This is a genomic window from Burkholderia sp. AW49-1, from assembly GCF_053427845.1.
The window spans coordinates 1,082,255-1,102,490 of record NZ_JBSAXF010000001.1; the positions used below are offsets into that span (position 1 = coordinate 1,082,255).

The window sequence follows — 20,236 nt, forward strand, 5'->3', positions numbered from 1 at the left end:
CAGGCGTTTCCAACCCCGGGCACGCCGTGTTCAGATCGCGGATCACGAGCGTCGCGCGCCCGTCGAAGACGGCATATCCCGTCCGGCCTTGCGACGGGCAACCGGAGCCCGCGACCGGGCCCCACGTCAGCAACAAGGCGACACAGCACGCGGGCGCGGCCGGTCACGTTCGACACATCGATTGCCTGGCGGATCATGGGCAGGGGGGCGGGCCATCATGACGAAGACCCGCATTGTCGCCCAACACATGCGTGACGCACGTCACATGTGCCACTTCACCGTGGCGGTCAGCGTACGCGGATCGCCGGGCATGTTGTACAGGTCCGCGTTGCCGTGCGCGGCGATGAAGTAGCGGCGATTGAACAGATTGTCGAGCGTGAGCGTCACGTCGACCTTCTTGCTGCGATAGCCGGCCCCCAGGTTGAAGACGGTGAACGACGGCAGCGTGACGAGATCGCTCGCCGACGTATAGCGCGCCGACTGGAACTGCATGCCGGCCGCCGCATAGAAGCCGTACGGCAGCTCGCGCTTGAGCCACAGGTTCGCGCTGTGTCGAGGCATCAGCCCCGGCGTGTTGCTCGACACCGTGAGGCCGGCCGCCGTCGATTGCGCGGAACCGTCGACCGTGCCGTTCATATACGCATAGCCCGCATACACCGACCACTTCGGCGCAATCTCGCCGGTGAAGCCGAGCTCCATCCCGCGCACGTGCTGCGTGCCGATCGGCAACGCATAGCCCGGGTTCGCCGGGTCGCCGATCTGCTGATTGGTCTGGCGCATGTCGAACAGCGCGACGCTGGCCGTCGCCTTGCCGCCAAGGTCGAAGCGCGAGCCGACTTCATACGCGGTGGTCTTCTGCGGTGCGAGCGCGGCGCCGTTCGCGAACGCGCCGGAACTGATCAGCGTATCGGCCAGCGGCGAGAACGACTGGCTGAACGAGCCGTACAGCGTCAGCCATTCGAGCGGTTCATAGATGAGGCCGACGCGCGGGCTCCACGCGTGATCGGTCCGGTCGAGATTGACGTTCGACGACGTGTAGTCATGCCGGATCTGGCTCAGGTAGTCGAAGCGCAGGCCCGCGAGCACCTTCCAGTGTTCGGTCAGCGAGATCAGGTCCTGCGCGTAGACGCCCGTGAGCCCGACCACGGTCGACGCGTTCGTCTTCGCCGGCGCGCCGATCGGCACGCCGGGCAGGACCACCTGCCCCGGATTGAAGAGATCGTAGGTCGCGACCTTCGTCACGCTGTAGACCGTGTCGAATTTCTGCTGCTGCGACAGTTCGAGCCCGTACAGCAGCTCGTGACGCATGCCGAACAGCGATGTCTTCTGCGTGAGCTCGAACAGCCCGTCGATGCCGTGGTCGGTGCGCTGGCGCGTCGACTGGTCGAGCGTGACGACCGGATGCGCGGACGTCCTGATCGGCTCGAACGTCACGTAGTTCTTGCGTTCGAGCGAGAAGTCGTACGCACGGATCGCGCCGTGGAACGACAACGAATCGCTGATGCGGTGATCGAGCGACACCGTCGCGCTCTTCGCGGAGATGTCGTTGTACGAGCTGTTCCCCCCGTCGGCCGAACCGAAATACGTGTTGATCGGTACATCGACCGGCCGGCCGCGGTAAGCGGGCAACCCCTGGTCCGACGTGCGGCGATCGTGCAGATAGTCGAATTCGACGTTCAGCACCGTGTCGTTGTCGAGCTTGAACTGCGCGGACGGCGCGATCGCCTGCCGGTTGAGCTGAAACTGATCGCGGAAGCTGTTCGAGTTCTCCGCCGCGCCGTTAAGGCGGAAGCGTGCGGCGTCGTTCGCATTCCAGCCGAGATCGAATTCGCCACGTCGCTCGCCGCGCGTGCCGAGCGTCACGCCCACATCGTTCACCGGGTTCGCCTGCGGCCGCTTCAGCACGCGGTTCACGATACCGCCTGCCGAACCGCGCCCGTACAGCACGGCCGCCGGCCCCTTCAGCACCTCGACGCGATCGACGTTCGACAGGTCGCGGTAGTACAGCGCATCGTCGCGAATGCCGTCGACGTACTGGTCTGTAATGCTGTTGAAGCCGCGGATCGTGATCTGGTCGCGCTGGCCGTCGCCCACCGAGAAGCCAACGCCAGGCACGTTGCGCAGCGCATCCTGCATCGACGTGGCGTTCTGGTCCTCGATCACCGCGTGCGGGACGACGTTCACCGTCTGCGGCACGTCCATCAGCGACATGTCGGTCTTGGTCGCCGCGCGCGAACGGCCACCGTCGTACGACGCGTGCTCGGCGGCCGCGTTGACGGAGATCGCGGGCAGGGTCGCGGCGGCATCGCTCGCCTGGGCAAACGAAGTGCGGGCGCCAGCCAGCGCCGTGACGATCAGAAGCGCATGACGGGCGCTCGTGTTGAGTTTCATCGTGAACGTAGAGGTGTCGAATAAAAACGGCAAACGGGACGTATCCGGCCAGCGCGCGACTCGCGTGGCGAATCGACCGACGAAGCCCTTTCCGTCAGGAAGACGACGCGCGCGGACGACCGCCCCGTCGTGCCTGCCGAGCGGCACGACCGGCACGAAAAGAGCCGTAACGTGTCATCACGGCTCGTAATGGGGCAAAATAATAAACGAGAATGATTCGTGTTTTTAGTTAATTTTCGGCGTGTCGCCTGCCCGCAACGCGAACGCGCATTCGCGCCCCGCATTCCTGACGAATGCCTTTCGGTTTTGCGCTATCGAGCCGCCTGGCTCGCATAAAAGAAAGGATGCAATTGGCCGCCGAATGCGGCTGCCGCAATGGAAAAAGATGGACTCGGGGAAACTGCAACGGGGCCGCTGAAGAGGATTGCGAAGGATCGGGGTAAGGCAGGCGGGACGCATTCAAAGTCCGGTGCGCGCCGAGCCGGGCAACCCCGACCCGGCGCTCCGGGCAGCCGACCTCGCTTCGGCAGCGCGGCGGACCTTCTCTCTTTTCTTCACTGCGTGTGTTTTCTCTCAGGTTCCGGGGCAATTTTTGCTTCGCCGCGTCGAGCCATTATCCGCCCAATCCGGCTGAAGTGAAACGTTTGCGCATGCATGGAGCCGCTTATTCCCGCCATTCGGACACATTCCTTCAAATCACTTACGCACCGTGCGATCGCGTTCGGCAAATCTTGCAATCGGTTCGGCGTTCCTTTTAAATGGAACTGGTTCCATTCCGCGTTTCGGCCATGTCGTCGCGTGACGCCACGTGACGCCGCTTCGTCCGCGCGTCATGATGCCGATTCAGGATCGAGGATCGTTCAGCTCAGGATTCCGCATCGCCCGTCCTTCCCGGACACCCCGTCAAACGAGACCGTCATGCCCGATTCCGCTTCCCTGCAGCAGCTGTTTCCCGCCTATCAAGACATCCCCGCCGAGTTCCGGCTCGCCGCGCCGATCCACCAGCGCGTGTCGCTGGTCGACGGCGAGTTGCGCCCGTGGGACGGGGCGACCAAGACCGTGCTGTCGCCCGTGTGCGTGCGTCAGCCGGACGGCAGCGTCGCGCAGATGGAGATCGGCAGCTATCCGGTGATGGGCGAGACGGAAAGCGATGCGGCGCTCGACGCCGCGGTGCGCGCGTACGACTCGGGCCGCGGCGAGTGGCCGACGATGAAGGTCGAGCAGCGCATCGCGTGCATGCAGGACTTCATCAAACGGATGGTCGCGCAGCGCGAGCTGGTCGTGAACCTGATCATGTGGGAGATCGGCAAGAGCCTCGCCGATTCGCAGAAGGAGTTCGACCGCACCGTCACGTACATGACGCAGACGATCGATGCGCTGAAGGAACTCGACAACGCGAACTCGCGCTTCGTGATCGCGGAAGGCACGATCGGCCAGATCCGCCGCACACCGCTCGGCGTCGTGCTGTGCATGGGGCCGTACAACTATCCGCTGAACGAGACTTTCGCGACGCTGATCCCCGCGCTGCTGATGGGCAACACCGTGGTGTTCAAGCCGCCACAGTACGGCACGCTGCTGTTCGAGCCGCTGCTCGAGGCATTCCGCGACGCGTTCCCGCAAGGTGTGATCAACACGATCTACGCGCCGGGCGCGGTGGTCGTGCCGCACATGCTCGCGTCGGGCAAGATCAACGTGCTCGCGCTGATCGGCTCGAGCAAGGTCGCCGATCACCTGAAGAAGCAGCATCCGAAGTCGCACCGCCTGCGCGCGATCCTCGGCCTCGATGCGAAGAACGCGGCGATCGTGCTGCCCGACGCCGATCTCGATCTCACCGTGAAGGAGTGCCTGCTCGGCGCGCTGTCGTTCAACGGCCAGCGCTGTACCGCGCTGAAGATGCTGCTCGTGCATCGCTCGATCGTCGACGAATTCCTGAAGCGCTTCACCGCCGCGCTCGAACAGCTGAAGATCGGCATGCCGTGGGAGAAAGGCGTCAGCATCACGCCGCTGCCGGGCATGCATCGCACCGCGTACATGACCGACGCGATCGACGACGCGAAGGCCAGGGGCGCGCAGGTCGTCAACCATTCGGGCGGCGAATTCAGCAAGACGCTGTTCTACCCGGCCGTAGTGTATCCGGTGTCCGAAGGGATGAAGCTGTATCGCGAGGAACAGTTCGGCCCGATCATTCCGGTCGCGCCGTTCGACGACGTGGAAACCGCGCTCGACTACGTGACGACGTCGGAGCACGGCCAGCAGGTCAGCATCTTCGGTTCCGATCCGGCGCAGATCGGCGCGCTCGTCGATCCGCTCGTGAACCAGGTGTGCCGCGTGAACATCAACTGCCAGTGCCAGCGCGGGCCGGACGTGTTCCCGTTCGCGGGGCGCAAGGATTCGGCGGAAGGCACGCTGTCGGTGACGGACGCGCTGCGCGCGTTCTCGATCCGCTCGATGGTCGCGGCGAAGCAGACCGACGGCAGCAAACAGCTGCTCGATTCGATCGTGTCGGATCACTACTCGAAGTTCGTCAACACGGGCTTCATTTTCTGAAGCGCCGAAGCCGATCCGCCGCGTGTTCGCGCGGCGGATCGTTCGTCTGGTTGCACGCGTGCGGGCTGTCCGCCCACACGTTTCACACGTTTCAAACGTTCGACGCCAGCAACCGGATCCCCGCCACGCCGAACACCACGGCGAGACACGCTTCCATCGCGCGGCGGCCGCGCACGTACAGCCGGCGTGCACCGTCCGTCGAGAACACCAGCGCATAGCCGCCGAACACCAGGCATCCGATCGCGATGCAGCCCGGCACGACCGCGCCGTGCGACGCGCCCGCGCCGTTCGACGACAACGCGACGATCGACACCCACACCAGGATCGCTTTCGGATTCGTCAGATGCAGCATCGCGCCGCGCACGTAGAAGCGCGACAGCTTCCGGTCTGCCGTCGCCTTCGGCGTGGCGGCCGCCTTGGCCGACCACGCGGTGCGGCCCGACTTGAACGCGAGCCACAACAGGTACACGCCGCCGAACAGCTTGATCGCGACCAGCAGCTGCGACCATGCGAGCAGCGCGGCCGACACGCCCAGCGCGGCCACCGTCGCCCAGAACATCGAGCCCGAGATGACACCGAGCGCGAACGCGAGCGCCGCCTTGCGGCCGTGGTTCGCGGCGACCGACATGATCGCGAGATTGCTCGGCCCGGGGCTGGCCGTACCGACGAAATAGGCCGTGTAGGCCAGCAGCAGATTGGCCGAGAAGAAGGCGTGGACGCTCATGTCGAACCTCGCGGAGATGATGCGGTGATTGTTCGCAATCACGCCGCGGCTGCCCATGCACAGTTCTCCGTTTATTCGCTGGGCCAGTTGGGCGGCGCGCGTGACACAGGTTGCGCATGCATCCGGCATGCGGCGAACAAGACGTCTCGGATATGAAACATCCGGCACATGCGTCGCGAGCGTTCCTCGCGAGGCGGGTGACGCCGCCGCTCGCCGCGGGAGACCATCCCGACCTCGGGCCGACGCCCGGAGCGGCACCGGCACACGCGCGACACGACGTTCCCCCGATTCGTCGACCGAAACACACGGCCGGTTTCAGCCCGGCGTTACGTTACATCGATGAAGCAATTCATACGTCCGGCCCCTGTCGCGCTGCCGTTCGCGATCGCGCACGGCGTATGGACGCCCTGCTCGATTTTTCGTGAAAGCCAGTATCGGCGGGACGCGACGGCCGCTGCCACGCCCCGCGTCAACATTGCTCAACACTTCGATCGCGGGGCTGGTACGGAACCTGCATTCCCATCGGATGACAATCGCGCCACCGCTCGGCGCGGACATGAACCCGGATCGGGGCCTCCATCGGACACGCCCGAACGATCCACGCAAGTGATGAGGCTCTTCATGGATGCGCTGCCCAACTCATCCGATACGTCGTTCCAGATCTTTCTCGCGAAACTGCTCGAACAGCCGCAGCCCGAATGGACGGAAAAACAGCAGATGGAACTCGAGATGGCACGCACGCTGTCGACCCAGATGGTCAACTACGCGGAAGGCATGCGCGGGGGCAACGCGGATCTCGCGCGCTGCCTCGTGCTGCTGCGCTACGCGAAGGTCCTCGACTTCATGCTGACGTCGCTCGCCGCGCACCGCGACATTCATCCGCAGACGCTGCGCACGCTGTTCCGGCTCGCCAACCTGAAGGTCGACGATGCGTATCCGGTGTGAGCGGGCATCGGGCACCCCGACGCCGCGCCTTCGCGGCTAGCGCGCCGCCCGCCCCGCCATCCACTTGCGGTAACGCCGCGTCTGGCACTGCGCGGCGAGTTGCTGCGACACCAGCGCGCGCAGCGGCGACACGCCCGGGTGCGTGCGCCGCCCGACACTCAACCGCGCGAGCTGGAACTTCACGACGGCCATGTTCGCCAGCGCACCCAGCGCCTTGTTCTTCCAGCGGATCGGCTGCAGCGCCGGCGCGCTGTCCTTGCCGGCCTGCCAGTCGCGCGGCAGGTTCGGCTCGATCGACAGCGCGGTCGCGATGCCGACCATCGCCACGCCGCTGGCGACCACCTGCTCGGCCACCGCGCGGCGCCGGATCCCGCCCGTGACCATCAGCCGCATGGCCGCGACGGCCGTGATGTCCCGCGCGAATTCGAGGAAATACGCCTCTCGGGCCAGCGTGCGCCCGTCGCGCGCCTCGCCCTGCATCGCCGGCACTTCGTAGCTGCCGCCCGACAACTCGACGAGGTCGACGCCGAGCGGATTCAGCAGTTCGACGACGCGCTTCGCATCGTCCGCGCTGAATCCGCCGCGCTGGAAGTCGGCCGAATTCAGCTTGATCGACACGACGAACGCCGGCGACACCGTCGCGCGCACCTCGCGCACGATGTCGAGCAGCAGCCGCGCGCGATGCTCGACGCTGCCGCCCCACGCGTCCTGCCGGCGGTTCGTCAGCGGCGACAGGAACTGGCTCAGCAGATAGCCGTGCGCCGCGTGGATCTGCACGCCGGTGAAGCCGCTTTGCTCGGCGAGCCGTGCGGCGCGCACGAAGCGTTGCCGCACGTCGACGATGTCGGCTTCCGTCATCTCCTTCGGCACCGGAAACCGCTTCGACAGCGCGCCGAGCGCGAGCGGCACGGCCGACGGCGCGAGCGTCGTCTGGCCGAGCGCCGCCTGCATCTGGCGCCCCGGGTGGTTGATCTGCATCCACGCGTGCGCGCCGCCGGAGCGCGCGACCTGCGCCCAGCGCCGGAAGCGGTCGAGATGCGCGTCGCTGTCGAGCACGACGCCGTTCGGCCCCGTCATCGCGCGGCCGTCCACCATTACGTTACCGGTCAGGATCAGGCCTGCCCGGCCGTCCGCCCACGCCTGGTACAGGCGCAGCAACGCGTCGGACGGCGCGTGGTCCGCATCGGCCATGTTCTCTTCCATCGCGGCCTTGGCGAGCCGGTTCGGGATCACCGCGCCATTGGGCAGTGCGAGAGGCGCAAACAGGTTCATGGTGGACATCCTCGATTGACGATGCCCAACCATAACTTTAAAGTCAGCTTCAAGGTCAAGCCCCCTCTGGAGCACAACGATGAAGATCGGCGAGCTGGCGCGAACCAGCGGCATCGCGGCATCGCGCATCCGCTTCTACGAAGCGAGCGGCCTGCTCGAGCCGGCGCGCCGGCAGGCGAACGGTTATCGGGAATACGGGCCGGAAGCGCTGACGCGGCTCGCGATCATCGACCGCGCGCAGCGCGCGGGCTTCGCGCTCGACGAGATCCGCGCGGTGCTGCCGCCCGATCTCGGCGCGTGGCCGCGCGACGAACTGCTGCAGACGTTACGGCACAAGGTCGACGAAATCGCGCTGCTCGAACAACGGCTCGCGCAGAACCGGCGCAACCTGCAGGCGCTGATCGACGAGATCGCGAACAAGCCCGCCGGCGAGGATTGCGCGGGCGCCGCGCAACGCATGCTCGACAAGCTGTGCAAGGAAGCGGCCGAGTCGGAATCGGAGCCGGCCCCTGTGCCGCGCCCGCGGCCGATCCGAAAGCGCGCGTGAGTGCGTCGCGCGCCCGATGTCCGTGACGTGCGGCACGCAGTATCTGCGGCCCACGGGTGGCCGGCATCGCGCACGGCCACATGGAGATGCTTACGTCGCAGGTAATCGACGCGCGCCGCCCGCGCTCCGATCATGGCTTCACCGATCGACACCACGGAACCTGCCATGACCGCCTACGCCATCGCCCACCTGCACGACGTTGAAATGTGCGACGACATCGTCGAATACCTCGAACGCATCGACGGCACGCTCGCGCCGTTCGACGGTCATTTCGTGATTCACGGCGCGCGGCCCGACGTGCGCGAAGGCGTGTGGCGCGGCGACCTGATCGCGATCGCGTTTCCCGATCTCGATACGGCGCACGCGTGGTACGAATCGGATGCGTACCGGCAGATCCAGCCGCTGCGCGCGCGGCACGCGAGCGGCCCGTTGATCCTGATCGACGGCGTGGACGAACGGCACAAGGCGACGGACATCCTGCGCTGATCCGCGACGCCAGCAGCGCCTACTTCGCGTTGCGCTCCATCGGCTCGCCGACGACGAAACCGCCGCCCTGGTAGCGCTGCGCGGGATCGTCGTAATCGGCGGTCGGCGCCGACACCGGGAACAGCCCGGCGAACTGCTCGGAGCTGTCCTGCGGCCGGTAGCCGAGGAAGCCGGCCTTCGTGTTGTCCCACCATTTCACCGGGTTGTCCGACACGCCGTAGACGATCGCGTGCCCGACGCGGTTCGTCAGCAGCGAGCAGCGCACGAGCTCGATGAGGTCGCGATAGCTGAGGAACGTCACCAGCATGCGCGGATTCTTCGGCGCCTCGAACGACGAGCCGATCCGCAGGCACACCGTCTCGATCCCGAAGCGGTCGAAGTAGTAGCGCGACAGCGACTCGCCGAAGCACTTCGTCACGCCATACAGGCTGTCCGGACGCTGCGGCGAATCGGCGTCGAGCACTTCCGTGACCGGATGAAAACCGATCGCATGGTTCGAGCTCGCGAACACGACGCGCTTCACGCCGTGCTTGCGCGCGGCTTCGTACAGGTTGTACGTGCCGGTGATGTTCGCATCGACGAGATCGTCGAACGGCGCGTCGACCGAAATGCCGCCGAGGTGGACGATCGCGTCGACGCCGTCGACGAGCGCCATCACCGCCGGCCGGTCCGCCAGATCGACGACCCGGATTTCTTCGTGCGGGGCGGCGTCGTCCAGCGCGGCGATGTCGCTCACGCGCACGACGTCGGCCCAGTTCGCCAGCGCGCCGCGCACCTGACGGCCAAGGTTGCCGGCCGCGCCGGTCAGCAGCAGGCGCCCGAACGGCTTGCGTGCGCCGGTGGATGTGGCGTTCATCGAATCTCCTTGAATCTGTTCTGAAGTGTCCTGGACGTCGCCCGAAACCGGGCGGCATCAGGCGGAACCGGAAAACGTTTTCCAACTATACGCGGGACGAAAGCCGAACGTCAATGGTCGAACCTGCTCGCAACCATCCGCACTTTCCCGATATCGGCCGGTGGCCGGACGCCGGTTTTTTCTGCCACAATCCGGTGCAATCGAACGAAAACGTTACCCTTCCGATGAAAAAAGTTTCCCCGACGATCCGCGACGTGGCGGCGGAAGCCGGTGTGTCGGTCGCGACGGTATCCAAGTACGTGAACGGCACGCAGCGCTTTTCGCCGACCGTCGAAGCGCGGCTCAAGGAAGCGATCGAGCGGCTCGGCTACCGTTCGAACCCGCTCGCGCGCTCGATGATCACCGGGCGCACGCGCACCATCGGCCTCGTGATCCTCGACATCAGCAACCCGCACTTCACGAACGTCGTCAAGGGCGCGAACCGCGTCGCGCTCCAGCACGACTACACGCTGCTGCTCGTCGATACCGAAGAGAACCAGGCGCGCGAACGCTCGCTGATCGAGGCGCTCGCGCAACGCGTCGACGGGCTGATCGTCAGCACGCGGATGCCCGACGACCAGGCCGGCTGGATGCTCGACCTGCACAAGCCGCTCGTGCTGCTGCGTCGCAGCCCGGGCCTGCCGATTCCGAGCGTCGGCATCGACAACCGGCTCGCCACCTACATGCTCGCGCGTCACCTGCTCAATCTCGGCCATACGCGCATCGCATACCTCGGTTTCGGCACCGCGCGCGTGAACGACGAACGGATCCAGGGCGCGCGCGACTGTCTCGCCGAAGCGGGGCTCACGCTCGACGTCCACGACGCGCATGCGCCGACCGCCGAAGCCGGCGAGCGCGCATGCTCGCGCGTGATGCTCGGGCCGCACCGCCCGCAGGCCGTGATCTGCTACAACGACCTGATCGCGCTCGGCTTCATGAAGGAAGCCGCGTCGCTCGGGTTCCGGCTGCCGCAGGACGTGTCCGTCGCCGGCGTCGACAACGTGCCGTACGGCGCATACGCGGCGCCCGCGCTGACCACCATCGATATCCAGAGCGAGAACATGGGCGAACTCGCGATGCAGAAGCTGATCGACGCGCTCGCCGGGCGCACCGACGCCAGCTATTCGACGTTCGAGCCGCGACTGATCATGCGTGCGTCGACGGCCGCGGCCGGTTGAAGGGCGCGGTCGCATCCGCCGCCTGCCGCCTCGTCGTCACGTCGCCTCCGTCCATCGCAAATGAAAACGCGCCGCCTCCGGGGCGGCGCGTTCGTTTGCCGGCTCGCGATCAAGCATCGAGCTTCGCGGGCTTCATCTTCGGCGTGAGCATGTGCATGACCGCCAGCGCGAGCAGATAGGCCAGCGCGCCGATCGCGAACAGCACCCAGTAGTGGCCCGTGCGTTGCAGCACCTGGCCGATCACTTCCGAGAACAGCACGCCGCCGATCGAGCCGGCCATCCCGCCGATGCCGACCACCGACGCGACCGCGCGGCGCGGGAACAGGTCGGACGCCGTCGTGAACAGGTTCGCCGACCAGCCCTGGTGCGCGGCAGCCGCGAGGCCGACGATCAGCACCGCGATCCACAGGCTCTGCACTTGCGACACGAACGCGATCGGCAACACGCAGCACGCGCAGATCAGCATCGCCGTCTTGCGCGCGCCGTTCACGCTCCAGCCCGCGCGCAACAGCATCGACGACAGCCAGCCGCCGCCGATGCTGCCGACCGTCGTCAGCGCATAGATGCACACGAGCGGCAGGCCGATATGCTGCATGTCCATCCCGCGCGACTCGTTGAGCCACTTCGGCAGCCAGAACAGGTAAAACCACCACACCGGGTCGGTCAGGAACTTGCCGATCAGGAACGCCCACGTTTCGCGCTTGCGGATCAGTTCGCCCCAGCGCGGCGCACCGGCATCCGCGTTCGCCGCGTCGAGCGCTTCGGCTTCGTCGCGCGGCTCGTCGTATTCCGCGGCGAGTGCGCGCGTGTCGGCCGGGCGATACATCACCAGCCAGACCGCGAGCCACACGATGCCGATCGCGCCGATGATCACGAACGCCGCGCGCCATCCGTAGGCCACCGCGATCGCCGGGATGATCGCCGGCGCGAATACCGCGCCGATGTTCGCGCCCGAGTTGAAGATACCGGTGGCGAGCGCGCGCTCGCGACGCGGAAACCATTCGGCCGTCGTCTTGATCGCGGCCGGGAAGTTGCCGCCCTCGCCGATCCCGAGCAGCGCGCGCACGGCCGCGAAGCCCGTCACGGAGCCGACCGCCGCGTGCAGCATCGCCGCGATGCTCCACACCAGCATCGCGACCGCATACGAGATGCGCGTGCCGAGCCAGTCGACGATGCGCCCGAAGCCGAGCAGGCCGATCGCGTAGAACGCGGAAAACGCCATCACGATGCGACCGTACTGCACCTGGCTCCAGCCGATGTCGTGCTGGAGCATCGGCGCGAGCAGGCCGAGGATCTGTCGATCCATGTAGTTGATGACGGTCGCGAAGAACAGCAGCGCACAGACGGTCCAGCGGTAACGGCTGGCGGCCGCGCGCACCGCGCCGACGACGGCAGATTGCATGAGTGTCTCCGATGCGCGGCCGCGCCCGTCGCGCCGCTGGATGGTGTCTGTCCGTGACCGGCGACGGGCGCCGGGGCGGACGGCGAGCCGCCCCTTGCGTGGCGCGGCCGCTCGTCCGTCGAGTTCTGGAAAACGTTTTTCAAAGAATAGGGCTTGGCCCGGTGCCGTGTCAGTCGGGGATTTCGATGAGTCATCTCAAATCCAGCCGCGCAAAAAGAGATGACTGTTCCGCAGAGTGGCATTAACCGTTTTTTCGGGATTTTCCTGCTTTCGAAACGGGGGCATGATGCGAGCCGGCGCGCCGAGACACATGTCCGATTCCAGCCAGAATCGGCAGCGCGGATGGTTTACAGTCGTCTCGTGCGCCTCGATCCGGACACCTGCCACGGCGCCCTGCTTTCGCGGAACCGCCGCTTCGATGGCTGGTTCTTCGTCCGAATCGCCGATGGCACGCTCGCGCTCGAACCGATGGGCGTCGCTCGATGCGTTGCGCGCGATGGCGCGCGTATGCCGCACTGCATGTGCGGCGCCCCTTCATGGAGAAGCTTCGCGATGACTCCCGCTCATCTGATTCCGAGCCCGCTGGGCGACATCGCCATCCGTATCGAGGACGATGCCCTGACGGGCCTCTTCTTCGTCGGCCAGAAATACTATCCGGCGCTGCCGATCGCACCGGATGCGGACGTACGCAACGCGTCGCCGCTCGCGCACAAGGTTGCCAGGGAAGTCGCCGAGTATTTCACCGGCACGCGCGAAACCTTCTCGGTGCCGATTCATCTGCGCGGCACCGCGTTCCAGCGCAGCGTGTGGAAGGAACTGCTCGCGATTCCGTTCGGCGAACTCGTGTCGTACGGCGACATCACCGAACGCATCGGGCTGCCGATGAGTGCCGCGCGCGCCGTCGGCGGTGCGGTCGGCCGCAATCCCGTATCGATCATGGTGCCGTGCCATCGCGTGATCGGCGCTTCCGGCAGCCTGACCGGTTATGCAGGCGGCATCGAACGGAAACGCGCGTTGCTGTCGCTCGAAGGCGCCGGGTTCGCGCGCGGCGAGCGTCATCCGATGCAGCAGACGTTCGCGTTCTGACGTCGCGTGTGAACCGTTCGACGCATGTCGTGCGGTCTAGTCGTCGCCGCGCTTGCGCATCGCATGCGTGACCCGCGCGTTCGCCTCGAACTTCGCGCGATGCGTCGAGAAGAACGTCCGCACGTTGCGGACGTTCGATGCGCCGGTGAACAGCCGCCGCGCGAACGCGTCATATTCGGCGACGTCCGCCAGATCGGCCACCACCACGAAATCCGGCCCCGGCGACACGCGATAGCACTGCGTGACCGCCGGCTCCGCGCACACGTAGGCCTCGAACGCGTCGTAGTCTTCCGCCGTCTGCCGGTCGAGGCTGATCTCGATCAAGGCCGTGACGGGCGTGCCGATCGCGACCGGGTCGAGCACCGCGACCTGGCGGCGGATCACGCCCGCTTCCGTCAGTCGCCGCACGCGGCGCATGCACGTCGGCGGCGACGACAGCGCGCGCTCGGCGAGTTGCAGGTTCGCCACCGATGCGTCGTCCTGCAGGATCGCGAGAATGCGCAGGTCGAGATCGTCGAGCGTGATGCCGGCCATCGCTGGCTCCTTCCGGTCAAGGTTGTGAAATTTAATTTCAACACGATATCAGACATATTGCCCGTTTCAATTTTTGTCGCATTTTGAAATTTAATTCCATTCAACCGCTTCTACCATCGCTGTCACGGGTCCAGACAGGACATTTACGGAGCGCGATATGTGTGGAATTGTCGGGGCGGTTGCCCAGCGGGACATCCTGCCGAACCTCGTCGACGGGCTGAAGCGGCTCGAATACCGCGGTTACGACTCGTGCGGCGTCGTGGTCTATCGCGACCGCGCGCTGGCGCGGGCGCGCAGCGTCGACCGCGTCGCCAACCTGCAGCGCGACATCGCCGCGCACGCGCTGTCCGGCTACACCGGCATCGCGCATACGCGCTGGGCAACGCATGGCGCGCCCGTCACGCTCAACGCCCACCCGCATTTCTCGCCGAGCGACGACAACGCGCGCATCGCGCTTTCGCACAACGGGATCATCGAGAACTGCGATCAATTGCGCGCGGAATTGCAGGCGCACGGTTACGTGTTCGCGAGCCAGACCGACAGCGAAGCGATCGCGCATCTGATCGACCACCTGTATGACGGCGACTTGTTCGACGCGGTGCGCCGCGCGGTCGCGCGGCTGCGCGGCAGCTACGCGATCGCGGTGATGTGCCGCGACGAACCGCACCGGATCGTCGGTGCGCGCGACGGGATGCCGCTCGTCGTCGGTGTCGGCGATGGCGAGAATTTCCTGGCGTCGGATGCGATCGCGTTGTCGGGCATCACCGATCGCATCGCTTATCTCGAGAATGGTGACGTCGCCGATATTCAGCTGCATCGCTACTGGATCGTCGACGCGGCCGGACAGCGCGTCGAACGCGCGGTGCAGCGCGTGGCCGCGCACAGCGGCGCGGCGGATCTCGGCGCGTATCGCTACTACATGCAGAAGGAAATCTTCGAGCAGCCGCAGGCCGTGGCCGATACGTTGCTCGATGTCGGATCGATCATGCCCGAGCTGTTCGGCGACGGCGCGTGGCGCGTGTTCAACGACGTCGATTCGGTGTTGCTGCTCGCGTGTGGCGGGAGCTATCACGCGGCGCTGACCGCGAAATACTGGATCGAGAGCATCGCGAAGCTGCCGGCGAGCGTCGAGATCGCGAGCGAGTTTCGCTATCGCGACAGCGTCCCGAATCCGCGCACGCTGGTCGTCGCGGTGTCGCAGAGCGGCGAGACGGCCGATGTGCTCGGCGCCGTGCATGTCGCGAAGCAGCGTGGGATGATGCACACGCTCGCGATCTGCAACGTCGCGACGAGTGCGCTGATGCGCGAATGCGCGCTGCAGTTCGTCACGCGTGCGGGAATCGAGATCGGCGTGGCTTCGACGAAGGCTTTCACGACGCAACTCGTGGCGCTGTTCCTGCTGACTTTGTCACTGGCGCAGGTGCGCGGGCGGTTGAGCGATGACGACGAGAAGGCGCATCTGCATGCGCTGCGGCATCTGCCCGATGCGATGTCGAAGGTGCTCGCGCTGGAGCCGCAGATCATGGGCTGGTCGGAGCTGCTCGCGCGACGCGACAACATGCTGTTTCTCGGACGCGGAATGCACTATCCGATCGCGCTCGAAGGCGCGCTGAAGATGAAGGAGATTTCGTATATCCACGCGGAGGCTTATCCCGCCGGGGAGTTGAAGCACGGGCCGCTGGCGTTGGTCAGTAATGAAATGCCGGTGATTGCGGTGGCGCCGAATGACGTGTTGCTCGAAAAGCTCCGGTCGAACATGCACGAGGTCAGCGCGCGGAAGGGCAGGCTTTTCGTGTTCGCCGATGTGGACTGCGGGTTGGTGCCGAGTGAAGGGATCGAGGTGATTCGGCTCAACGAGTACTACGGGCCGCTTTCGCCGATTCTGCATACGGTGCCGATGCAGTTGCTGGCTTATCACGCTGCGTTGGCAAGGGGAACGGATATCGACAAGCCGAGGAATCTCGCTAAATCGGTGACGGTGGAGTGAGGGTGTTCACCGGGAGGTATCCGGTAACGACGCACAAAAAAGTCTGTACCCGAACAAAAAAGGTTGTACCTATACAAAAAAGCCTGTACCTGCACAAAAAAGTCTGTACCAACCGTCTTGTTCAAACGTATAGGTATCACTGTCATGAACACCCGCCATCCTATGTTGTTCGTCGTAGAACGGCGGGGCCACGAATGGCTGCAGGTTGGATGGCCTGAACGGGCTCCGGGTAACCTAGTGGCTTTCGCTGGACTTCGCGATATCTAGCCTCCTATGAACTAGCGATAGCATTGTTAGCGTGTCCATAGCGTCTTGTTCGCTCATGTCCCACTCGATTTTGGCATTGTGTGCGAGCGGATTGCGAACCATGCCAAAGATGCCCTTGAGAAGATTCGCGAACCCGCGTTGCTCTCCGATATCGGTCTTAGACTGGAGCGCATTGATGGCAACACGGGGCGTCCCACTTGACATCCCCAGAGCGAAATCGACAAGTTCTGCGCCGTCCCCAGTTCCTCCAGAGAGCTGCTCGAGTCGCTTCGCGACTGACTTGACCGCCTCAAAGACGGCGTGAAAATAATTTTCCTGCAGAAGCTCACTGCGGCAAAAGGCAAGGACATTCGGATGGACCTCGCGTTGTTCGAGGACTGCCTTTAGCCGGTTTGCCCGCGACAACGCCTCATCTAGCGTGGTGGCCTCTTGTGCGTAGCCGACTTGCCCGTCCTCCCGCACGTGATAGCCGCACAACGAAAGAGCGGAGTTCAGGTTTTCACGTCTCCATGCAAAGAGCTCGGGCCTCCGAAGGTATAGCGAGGGATTCATCGCCTCATTGATGAACTGAATGGTGTGATTGCCGACGCTGTGCTTGTTTTGCTGGGCGACGAGCGCGTTAAACAAACGCTGCCATTTCGTCATTTGGGGCGTAGGGTCTTGGAAGCGTTTGTTGGCCAGCAGGTGGCCGATTTCGGTCCCGGTCAGACCGTTTGCCGTATCGCCCAGTACGCGACAGATACTTTCCAACTGCTGATGAGTAAAGCACGGCAGGTTACTCGCCATTCAGAGCTCCATCTTCACTTATGTCGACGGCGTGTTGCCGTGGAATTTAATAGCGTCGACGGACGGACGTCGAGAACTCCAATGGTTGTCGCTCACTGGACCCTCGAGGCTGCGGCACATTATCGGCTCGAAGGTGTCGCTACTTCGAGGAGCTGCTGAATGCCAATGCCGAGTGCGCCCGCCAAGTCCTGCAGGTCGACGGCCATTGGACTGGCGCCTCCGTTCTCCAATCGTCCCACGTAGGTGCGGAATCGGTGCGCTTTGACCGAGAGCGCTTCCTGACTGAGGCCCGCCTCAGTTCTGAGCCGTTTGACGTTGGCTATCACTCGGACCGTGGCGTCTTCCCCGGCTGGTTGCTGTTCGTCGACAGGCCGGTCACAGAAGAAGTCGAGTACATCCACGCCCAGTACATCGGCTAACCGGGAAAGAGTCGAAAGTCGGAGGTTTGCCCGCCGTCCTTGTTCGACGCTCGCGAGGTTCGTGCGAGCCAGCGACGCCCTCGCAGCGAGTTCGTCTTGCGAGAGGCCGGCACGTTTTCGAATTGTTCTAAGTCGTTCGGACAGCCCGTTGGCGACCGCGTCATGGAGCTTCGGCATAGCCGCACAGCATCCCTTGCGGTCAAAAAATTTTCTACCACTCCGCATATGCACGCTTGAAACAAGCACTCATAAAAAGCTACAATCGGCCTGAGCCGGCAGGGTGAGCGGCTCCGTCTCGGATACATAGTGAGTAGCGCCAGTGATAGCCCATCGGAGCGATGCCCCGAGGGAAGCGTGCGCAATTGATAAGGCCGTGGTTTCGACATGACCGGCTGGTCAGTCACGAGAATTGAAAACTTTCCGGCGGTGAGCCGGCCGCTACCTTCCCTATGGGGCACATATGGTTTTGCTGTTCTTCTGCGTCAGTGGCGTTCTAGGCGCGATTGACCGACATCCGTCCATAACGACTCGCGAAAACGAGCCTGAGACTACTCGTTCGCTCGAAGCGGACGCTCGCCTATTCGCACAGACAATCGAGCCGTTCCCTGGGGCCTTCGTTGTCGTTGCAAACGACTGGCCACTGCTCCATGACCTCGAGTTTTTGCGGCGCGAATGCGCGCCGCTGGCGCAGCGCATCGTGAACTCGGTGAGAATCCTCGGCGGGACCAAAGAGGATTCGATACTGACATTCATGAGCTCCCGGTCCGCAGAGTACGTTGTTGTCGCATCGCCGGATTTCGAGTTCAGCGATGTGACGGCGGACAAGCGTGTCAATGTCGGTCTGGAGGCTGGTTTTGACGAAGAGGCTGCTGACCGGCTGCGAGTGCTTTTAGAGGAATGTGGCGAGGCCGCCACGCACCCTGTCTCCGCTGATGACGTCATGAGAGCGACCGCCGGCAATCCGTTGATGCACCGTCTACAGAGCTACTTGGCCCATCGCAGGCAACGAATCATTTGAATGCTCAGCACCGACTCGGCGAGATGTTGTGAGCTGCTGACACATGGGGTACGCAATGATGGAACCGCTCGTCGCTCCAGTTGGATTCTCACATTGGTCGCTGGTGATGGCCGGCAACCGCGCCGCGCCTGCGGATTGCGCACCGGCGTGCCCGCGTGACAAAGGACACTGCCGATGAGTGAGCGCCAAATTCTATTTCTCGACATCGACGGGGTACTGCACCGAGGCAACTCGTATGTCGCCGGACGCCGCATCGTAAGCAGCGCACCCGGGCGCATCGAGTTGTTCGAGTACGTTCAAATTCTTGTTGACCTGCTGTCGCCATATCCAGAACTTCCCATAGTCCTCTCGAGTGACTGGGCCTACCGATTCGGCGTCGACTACACCCGCTCTCAGTTGCCGTCGGCATCGCTGCGCGCAAGGATAATCGGCGCCACATACCAAGGTTGCGAATTCGACGAGATGCTCTGGCCAATGTTGTCGAGAGGCGAACAAGTTCTCGACTATGTTCGCCGGCAAGGACGCGACGGCATCGAATGGATTGCGATTGATGACCGCAGCGATGGATTCGAGAGCTGCAGAGAGCGTCTCGTGCATTGCCAGTCCGAGTATGCGTTAGGGGACGACGCTGTCGTCGAACTGCTACGACACAGACTACATGAACGATTCTCTTAGTCAGCAGTGGTTGGCTGCACCGCATGAATGAGAGCAAACAGTCTGGTATTGAGGGAGAAGGATGCGAACCAAGGCGCCCACCGAGTCAACCAACAGCGGGCAGTCCACCGAACGGATGCTTGCTGACGCTATCGACCATGGTCTTAAGCAGGCCCTTGGCGCGATGACTCCGCGAGAGTATGTTGCGCTTCGGACGATGTCCCCGTTCGAAATCGGCTACAGGTTCAAGCAACTGTTGCGCGACGAGCTGTACGAGCGACATCGGGAAGCGATGAAGAGGCAATAAAACGGAGTGACTACGTTGCCTAGCCCATTGGAGTTGACCCTGTAATCCCGGACACGGCATCACACTAAGGTTGCTGAATCCATCGAGCGCCGGAACTCGCGAGGCGAGCGGTATTTCAGCGCGCTATGGGGATGCTTCTCGTTGTAATGCTCGAACGCGATGGCCAAGTTGCGTGCGGCAGTCGCTGCGTCCGGCTTTGGCATGAAGGCGACGTAGTCGCGTTTCATCGTCTTCACGAAGCTCTCTGCCATCCCATTACTTTGTGGGCTGCACACCGGTGTGGTCAATGGCTTCAGGCCGATGGCCACTGCGAACCGGCGCGTGTCGTCGGCCGTGTAGCCCGAACCGTTGTCGCTCAGCCACTCGATTTCGGACGGGGTATGCAGTTCGTTGCCAAACCGATTTTCCACTGCAGCCAGCATCACGTCGCGCACGATGTCGCCGCTGTGACCTGCTGTCGTGGCCGCCCAGCTCATCGCCTCTCGGTCGCAGCAATCCAGCGCAAACGTCACCCGCAGCGGCTCGCCGTTGTCGCAGCGGAACTCGAAGCCGTCCGAGCACCATCGCTGATTGCTGCGCGCGACGGCCACCTTGCCATCGTGCCGACGTTGCGGCCGAGGCGGGGCTGGACGCCGTTGCATCAGCAGACCGTGAGTGCGCATGATGCGATAGATGCGCTTCGCATTGAACGGCACCTGTCCGGCAGCAATGCGTTCATTGCGCAGCGAGCCCCACACCCGGCGATAGCCATAGCTGGGCAAATCGCCGACGACTCGGCGGATTTCCTCGAC

The 20,236-nt window shown here is 64.3% G+C and carries 19 protein-coding genes; 9 read left to right on the forward strand and 10 right to left on the reverse strand.

All coding sequences use genetic code 11. From position 1 onward, the window contains the following. Positions 1–261: 261 nt before the first annotated feature. Positions 262–2,391 carry a TonB-dependent receptor gene (locus tag ACV22W_RS04740; RefSeq protein WP_448018081.1) on the reverse strand — a complete coding sequence of 710 codons (2,130 nt, stop codon included), beginning with the start codon at positions 2,389–2,391 and terminating at the stop codon, positions 262–264. 918 nt (positions 2,392–3,309) lie between these two features. Here ACV22W_RS04740 and ACV22W_RS04745 point away from each other — a divergent pair. After that, positions 3,310–4,938 carry an NADP-dependent glyceraldehyde-3-phosphate dehydrogenase gene (locus ACV22W_RS04745; RefSeq protein ID WP_448018082.1) on the forward strand — a complete coding sequence of 543 codons (1,629 nt, stop codon included), beginning with the start codon at positions 3,310–3,312 and terminating at the stop codon, positions 4,936–4,938. A 91-nt stretch (positions 4,939–5,029) separates the two neighbouring features. Here the strand turns inward: ACV22W_RS04745 and ACV22W_RS04750 are convergent, their stop codons facing one another. Further along, positions 5,030–5,662 carry a LysE family translocator gene (locus tag ACV22W_RS04750; protein WP_059532440.1) on the reverse strand — a complete coding sequence of 211 codons (633 nt, stop codon included), beginning with the start codon at positions 5,660–5,662 and terminating at the stop codon, positions 5,030–5,032. A 621-nt stretch (positions 5,663–6,283) separates the two neighbouring features. On the opposite strand from ACV22W_RS04750, the gene ACV22W_RS04755 reads away from it, so the two are divergent. Continuing rightward, complete coding sequence (locus tag ACV22W_RS04755; RefSeq protein ID WP_059466123.1) at positions 6,284–6,607, forward strand: hypothetical protein; 324 nt, start codon at positions 6,284–6,286, stop codon at positions 6,605–6,607. Positions 6,608–6,643: 36 nt separating this feature from the next. On the opposite strand, the gene ACV22W_RS04760 is transcribed toward ACV22W_RS04755, so the two are convergent. Then, positions 6,644–7,879, reverse strand: coding sequence for an NADH:flavin oxidoreductase/NADH oxidase family protein (locus ACV22W_RS04760; RefSeq protein WP_448018083.1), 1,236 nt, complete (start codon positions 7,877–7,879; stop codon positions 6,644–6,646). A gap of 79 nt (positions 7,880–7,958) precedes the next feature. Between ACV22W_RS04760 and ACV22W_RS04765 the strand changes: the two genes are divergently transcribed. Further along, positions 7,959–8,426 (forward strand): MerR family transcriptional regulator, encoded by a 468-nt coding sequence (locus tag ACV22W_RS04765; protein ID WP_448018084.1) that lies wholly within the window; start codon positions 7,959–7,961, stop codon positions 8,424–8,426. A gap of 165 nt (positions 8,427–8,591) precedes the next feature. Further along, complete coding sequence (locus tag ACV22W_RS04770; protein WP_448018085.1) at positions 8,592–8,912, forward strand: DUF1330 domain-containing protein; 321 nt, start codon at positions 8,592–8,594, stop codon at positions 8,910–8,912. Between the two features lie 19 nt (positions 8,913–8,931). Here ACV22W_RS04770 and ACV22W_RS04775 read toward each other — a convergent pair whose 3' ends face one another. After that, complete coding sequence (locus tag ACV22W_RS04775) at positions 8,932–9,768, reverse strand: NAD-dependent epimerase/dehydratase family protein (RefSeq protein WP_448018086.1); 837 nt, start codon at positions 9,766–9,768, stop codon at positions 8,932–8,934. A gap of 113 nt (positions 9,769–9,881) precedes the next feature. Here ACV22W_RS04775 and ACV22W_RS04780 point away from each other — a divergent pair, with 113 nt between their 5' ends. Continuing rightward, the gene (locus tag ACV22W_RS04780) at positions 9,882–10,985 is read left to right on the forward strand and encodes a LacI family DNA-binding transcriptional regulator (RefSeq protein WP_448018087.1); all 1,104 of its coding nucleotides are present in this window, start codon (positions 9,882–9,884) and stop codon (positions 10,983–10,985) included. Between the two features lie 109 nt (positions 10,986–11,094). Here the strand turns inward: ACV22W_RS04780 and ACV22W_RS04785 are convergent, their stop codons facing one another. Next, positions 11,095–12,387 carry an MFS transporter gene (locus tag ACV22W_RS04785; RefSeq protein WP_448018088.1) on the reverse strand — a complete coding sequence of 431 codons (1,293 nt, stop codon included), beginning with the start codon at positions 12,385–12,387 and terminating at the stop codon, positions 11,095–11,097. Between the two features lie 195 nt (positions 12,388–12,582). After that, positions 12,583–12,903: a hypothetical protein gene (locus ACV22W_RS04790; protein ID WP_448018089.1), complete on the reverse strand. Its 321-nt coding sequence runs from the start codon at positions 12,901–12,903 to the stop codon at positions 12,583–12,585. A 36-nt stretch (positions 12,904–12,939) separates the two neighbouring features. Between ACV22W_RS04790 and ACV22W_RS04795 the strand changes: the two genes are divergently transcribed. Further along, complete coding sequence (locus ACV22W_RS04795) at positions 12,940–13,473, forward strand: methylated-DNA--[protein]-cysteine S-methyltransferase (protein ID WP_448018090.1); 534 nt, start codon at positions 12,940–12,942, stop codon at positions 13,471–13,473. Between the two features lie 36 nt (positions 13,474–13,509). On the opposite strand, the gene ACV22W_RS04800 is transcribed toward ACV22W_RS04795, so the two are convergent. Further along, positions 13,510–14,007 carry an Lrp/AsnC family transcriptional regulator gene (locus tag ACV22W_RS04800; protein ID WP_448018091.1) on the reverse strand — a complete coding sequence of 166 codons (498 nt, stop codon included), beginning with the start codon at positions 14,005–14,007 and terminating at the stop codon, positions 13,510–13,512. A gap of 157 nt (positions 14,008–14,164) precedes the next feature. Between ACV22W_RS04800 and glmS the strand changes: the two genes are divergently transcribed. Then, positions 14,165–15,994, forward strand: coding sequence for a glutamine--fructose-6-phosphate transaminase (isomerizing) (glmS, locus tag ACV22W_RS04805; protein WP_448018092.1), 1,830 nt, complete (start codon positions 14,165–14,167; stop codon positions 15,992–15,994). 234 nt (positions 15,995–16,228) lie between these two features. Here glmS and ACV22W_RS04810 read toward each other — a convergent pair whose 3' ends face one another. Next, complete coding sequence (locus tag ACV22W_RS04810) at positions 16,229–17,047, reverse strand: TIGR02391 family protein (RefSeq protein WP_448018093.1); 819 nt, start codon at positions 17,045–17,047, stop codon at positions 16,229–16,231. Positions 17,048–17,166: 119 nt separating this feature from the next. Then, the gene (locus ACV22W_RS04815) at positions 17,167–17,643 is read right to left on the reverse strand and encodes a helix-turn-helix domain-containing protein (protein WP_448018094.1); all 477 of its coding nucleotides are present in this window, start codon (positions 17,641–17,643) and stop codon (positions 17,167–17,169) included. Positions 17,644–17,926: 283 nt separating this feature from the next. On the opposite strand from ACV22W_RS04815, the gene ACV22W_RS04820 reads away from it, so the two are divergent. Together ACV22W_RS04820 and ACV22W_RS04825 are read left to right on the forward strand one after the other, a co-directional pair. Next, the gene (locus tag ACV22W_RS04820) at positions 17,927–18,484 is read left to right on the forward strand and encodes a hypothetical protein (RefSeq protein ID WP_448018095.1); all 558 of its coding nucleotides are present in this window, start codon (positions 17,927–17,929) and stop codon (positions 18,482–18,484) included. Between the two features lie 174 nt (positions 18,485–18,658). Beyond that, the gene (locus tag ACV22W_RS04825; RefSeq protein ID WP_448018096.1) at positions 18,659–19,159 is read left to right on the forward strand and encodes an HAD domain-containing protein; all 501 of its coding nucleotides are present in this window, start codon (positions 18,659–18,661) and stop codon (positions 19,157–19,159) included. A 345-nt stretch (positions 19,160–19,504) separates the two neighbouring features. Here ACV22W_RS04825 and ACV22W_RS04830 read toward each other — a convergent pair. Further along, positions 19,505–20,236, reverse strand: a 732-nt coding sequence (locus tag ACV22W_RS04830; protein ID WP_448018097.1) for an IS3 family transposase, incomplete at its 5' end; no start/stop codon positions are given.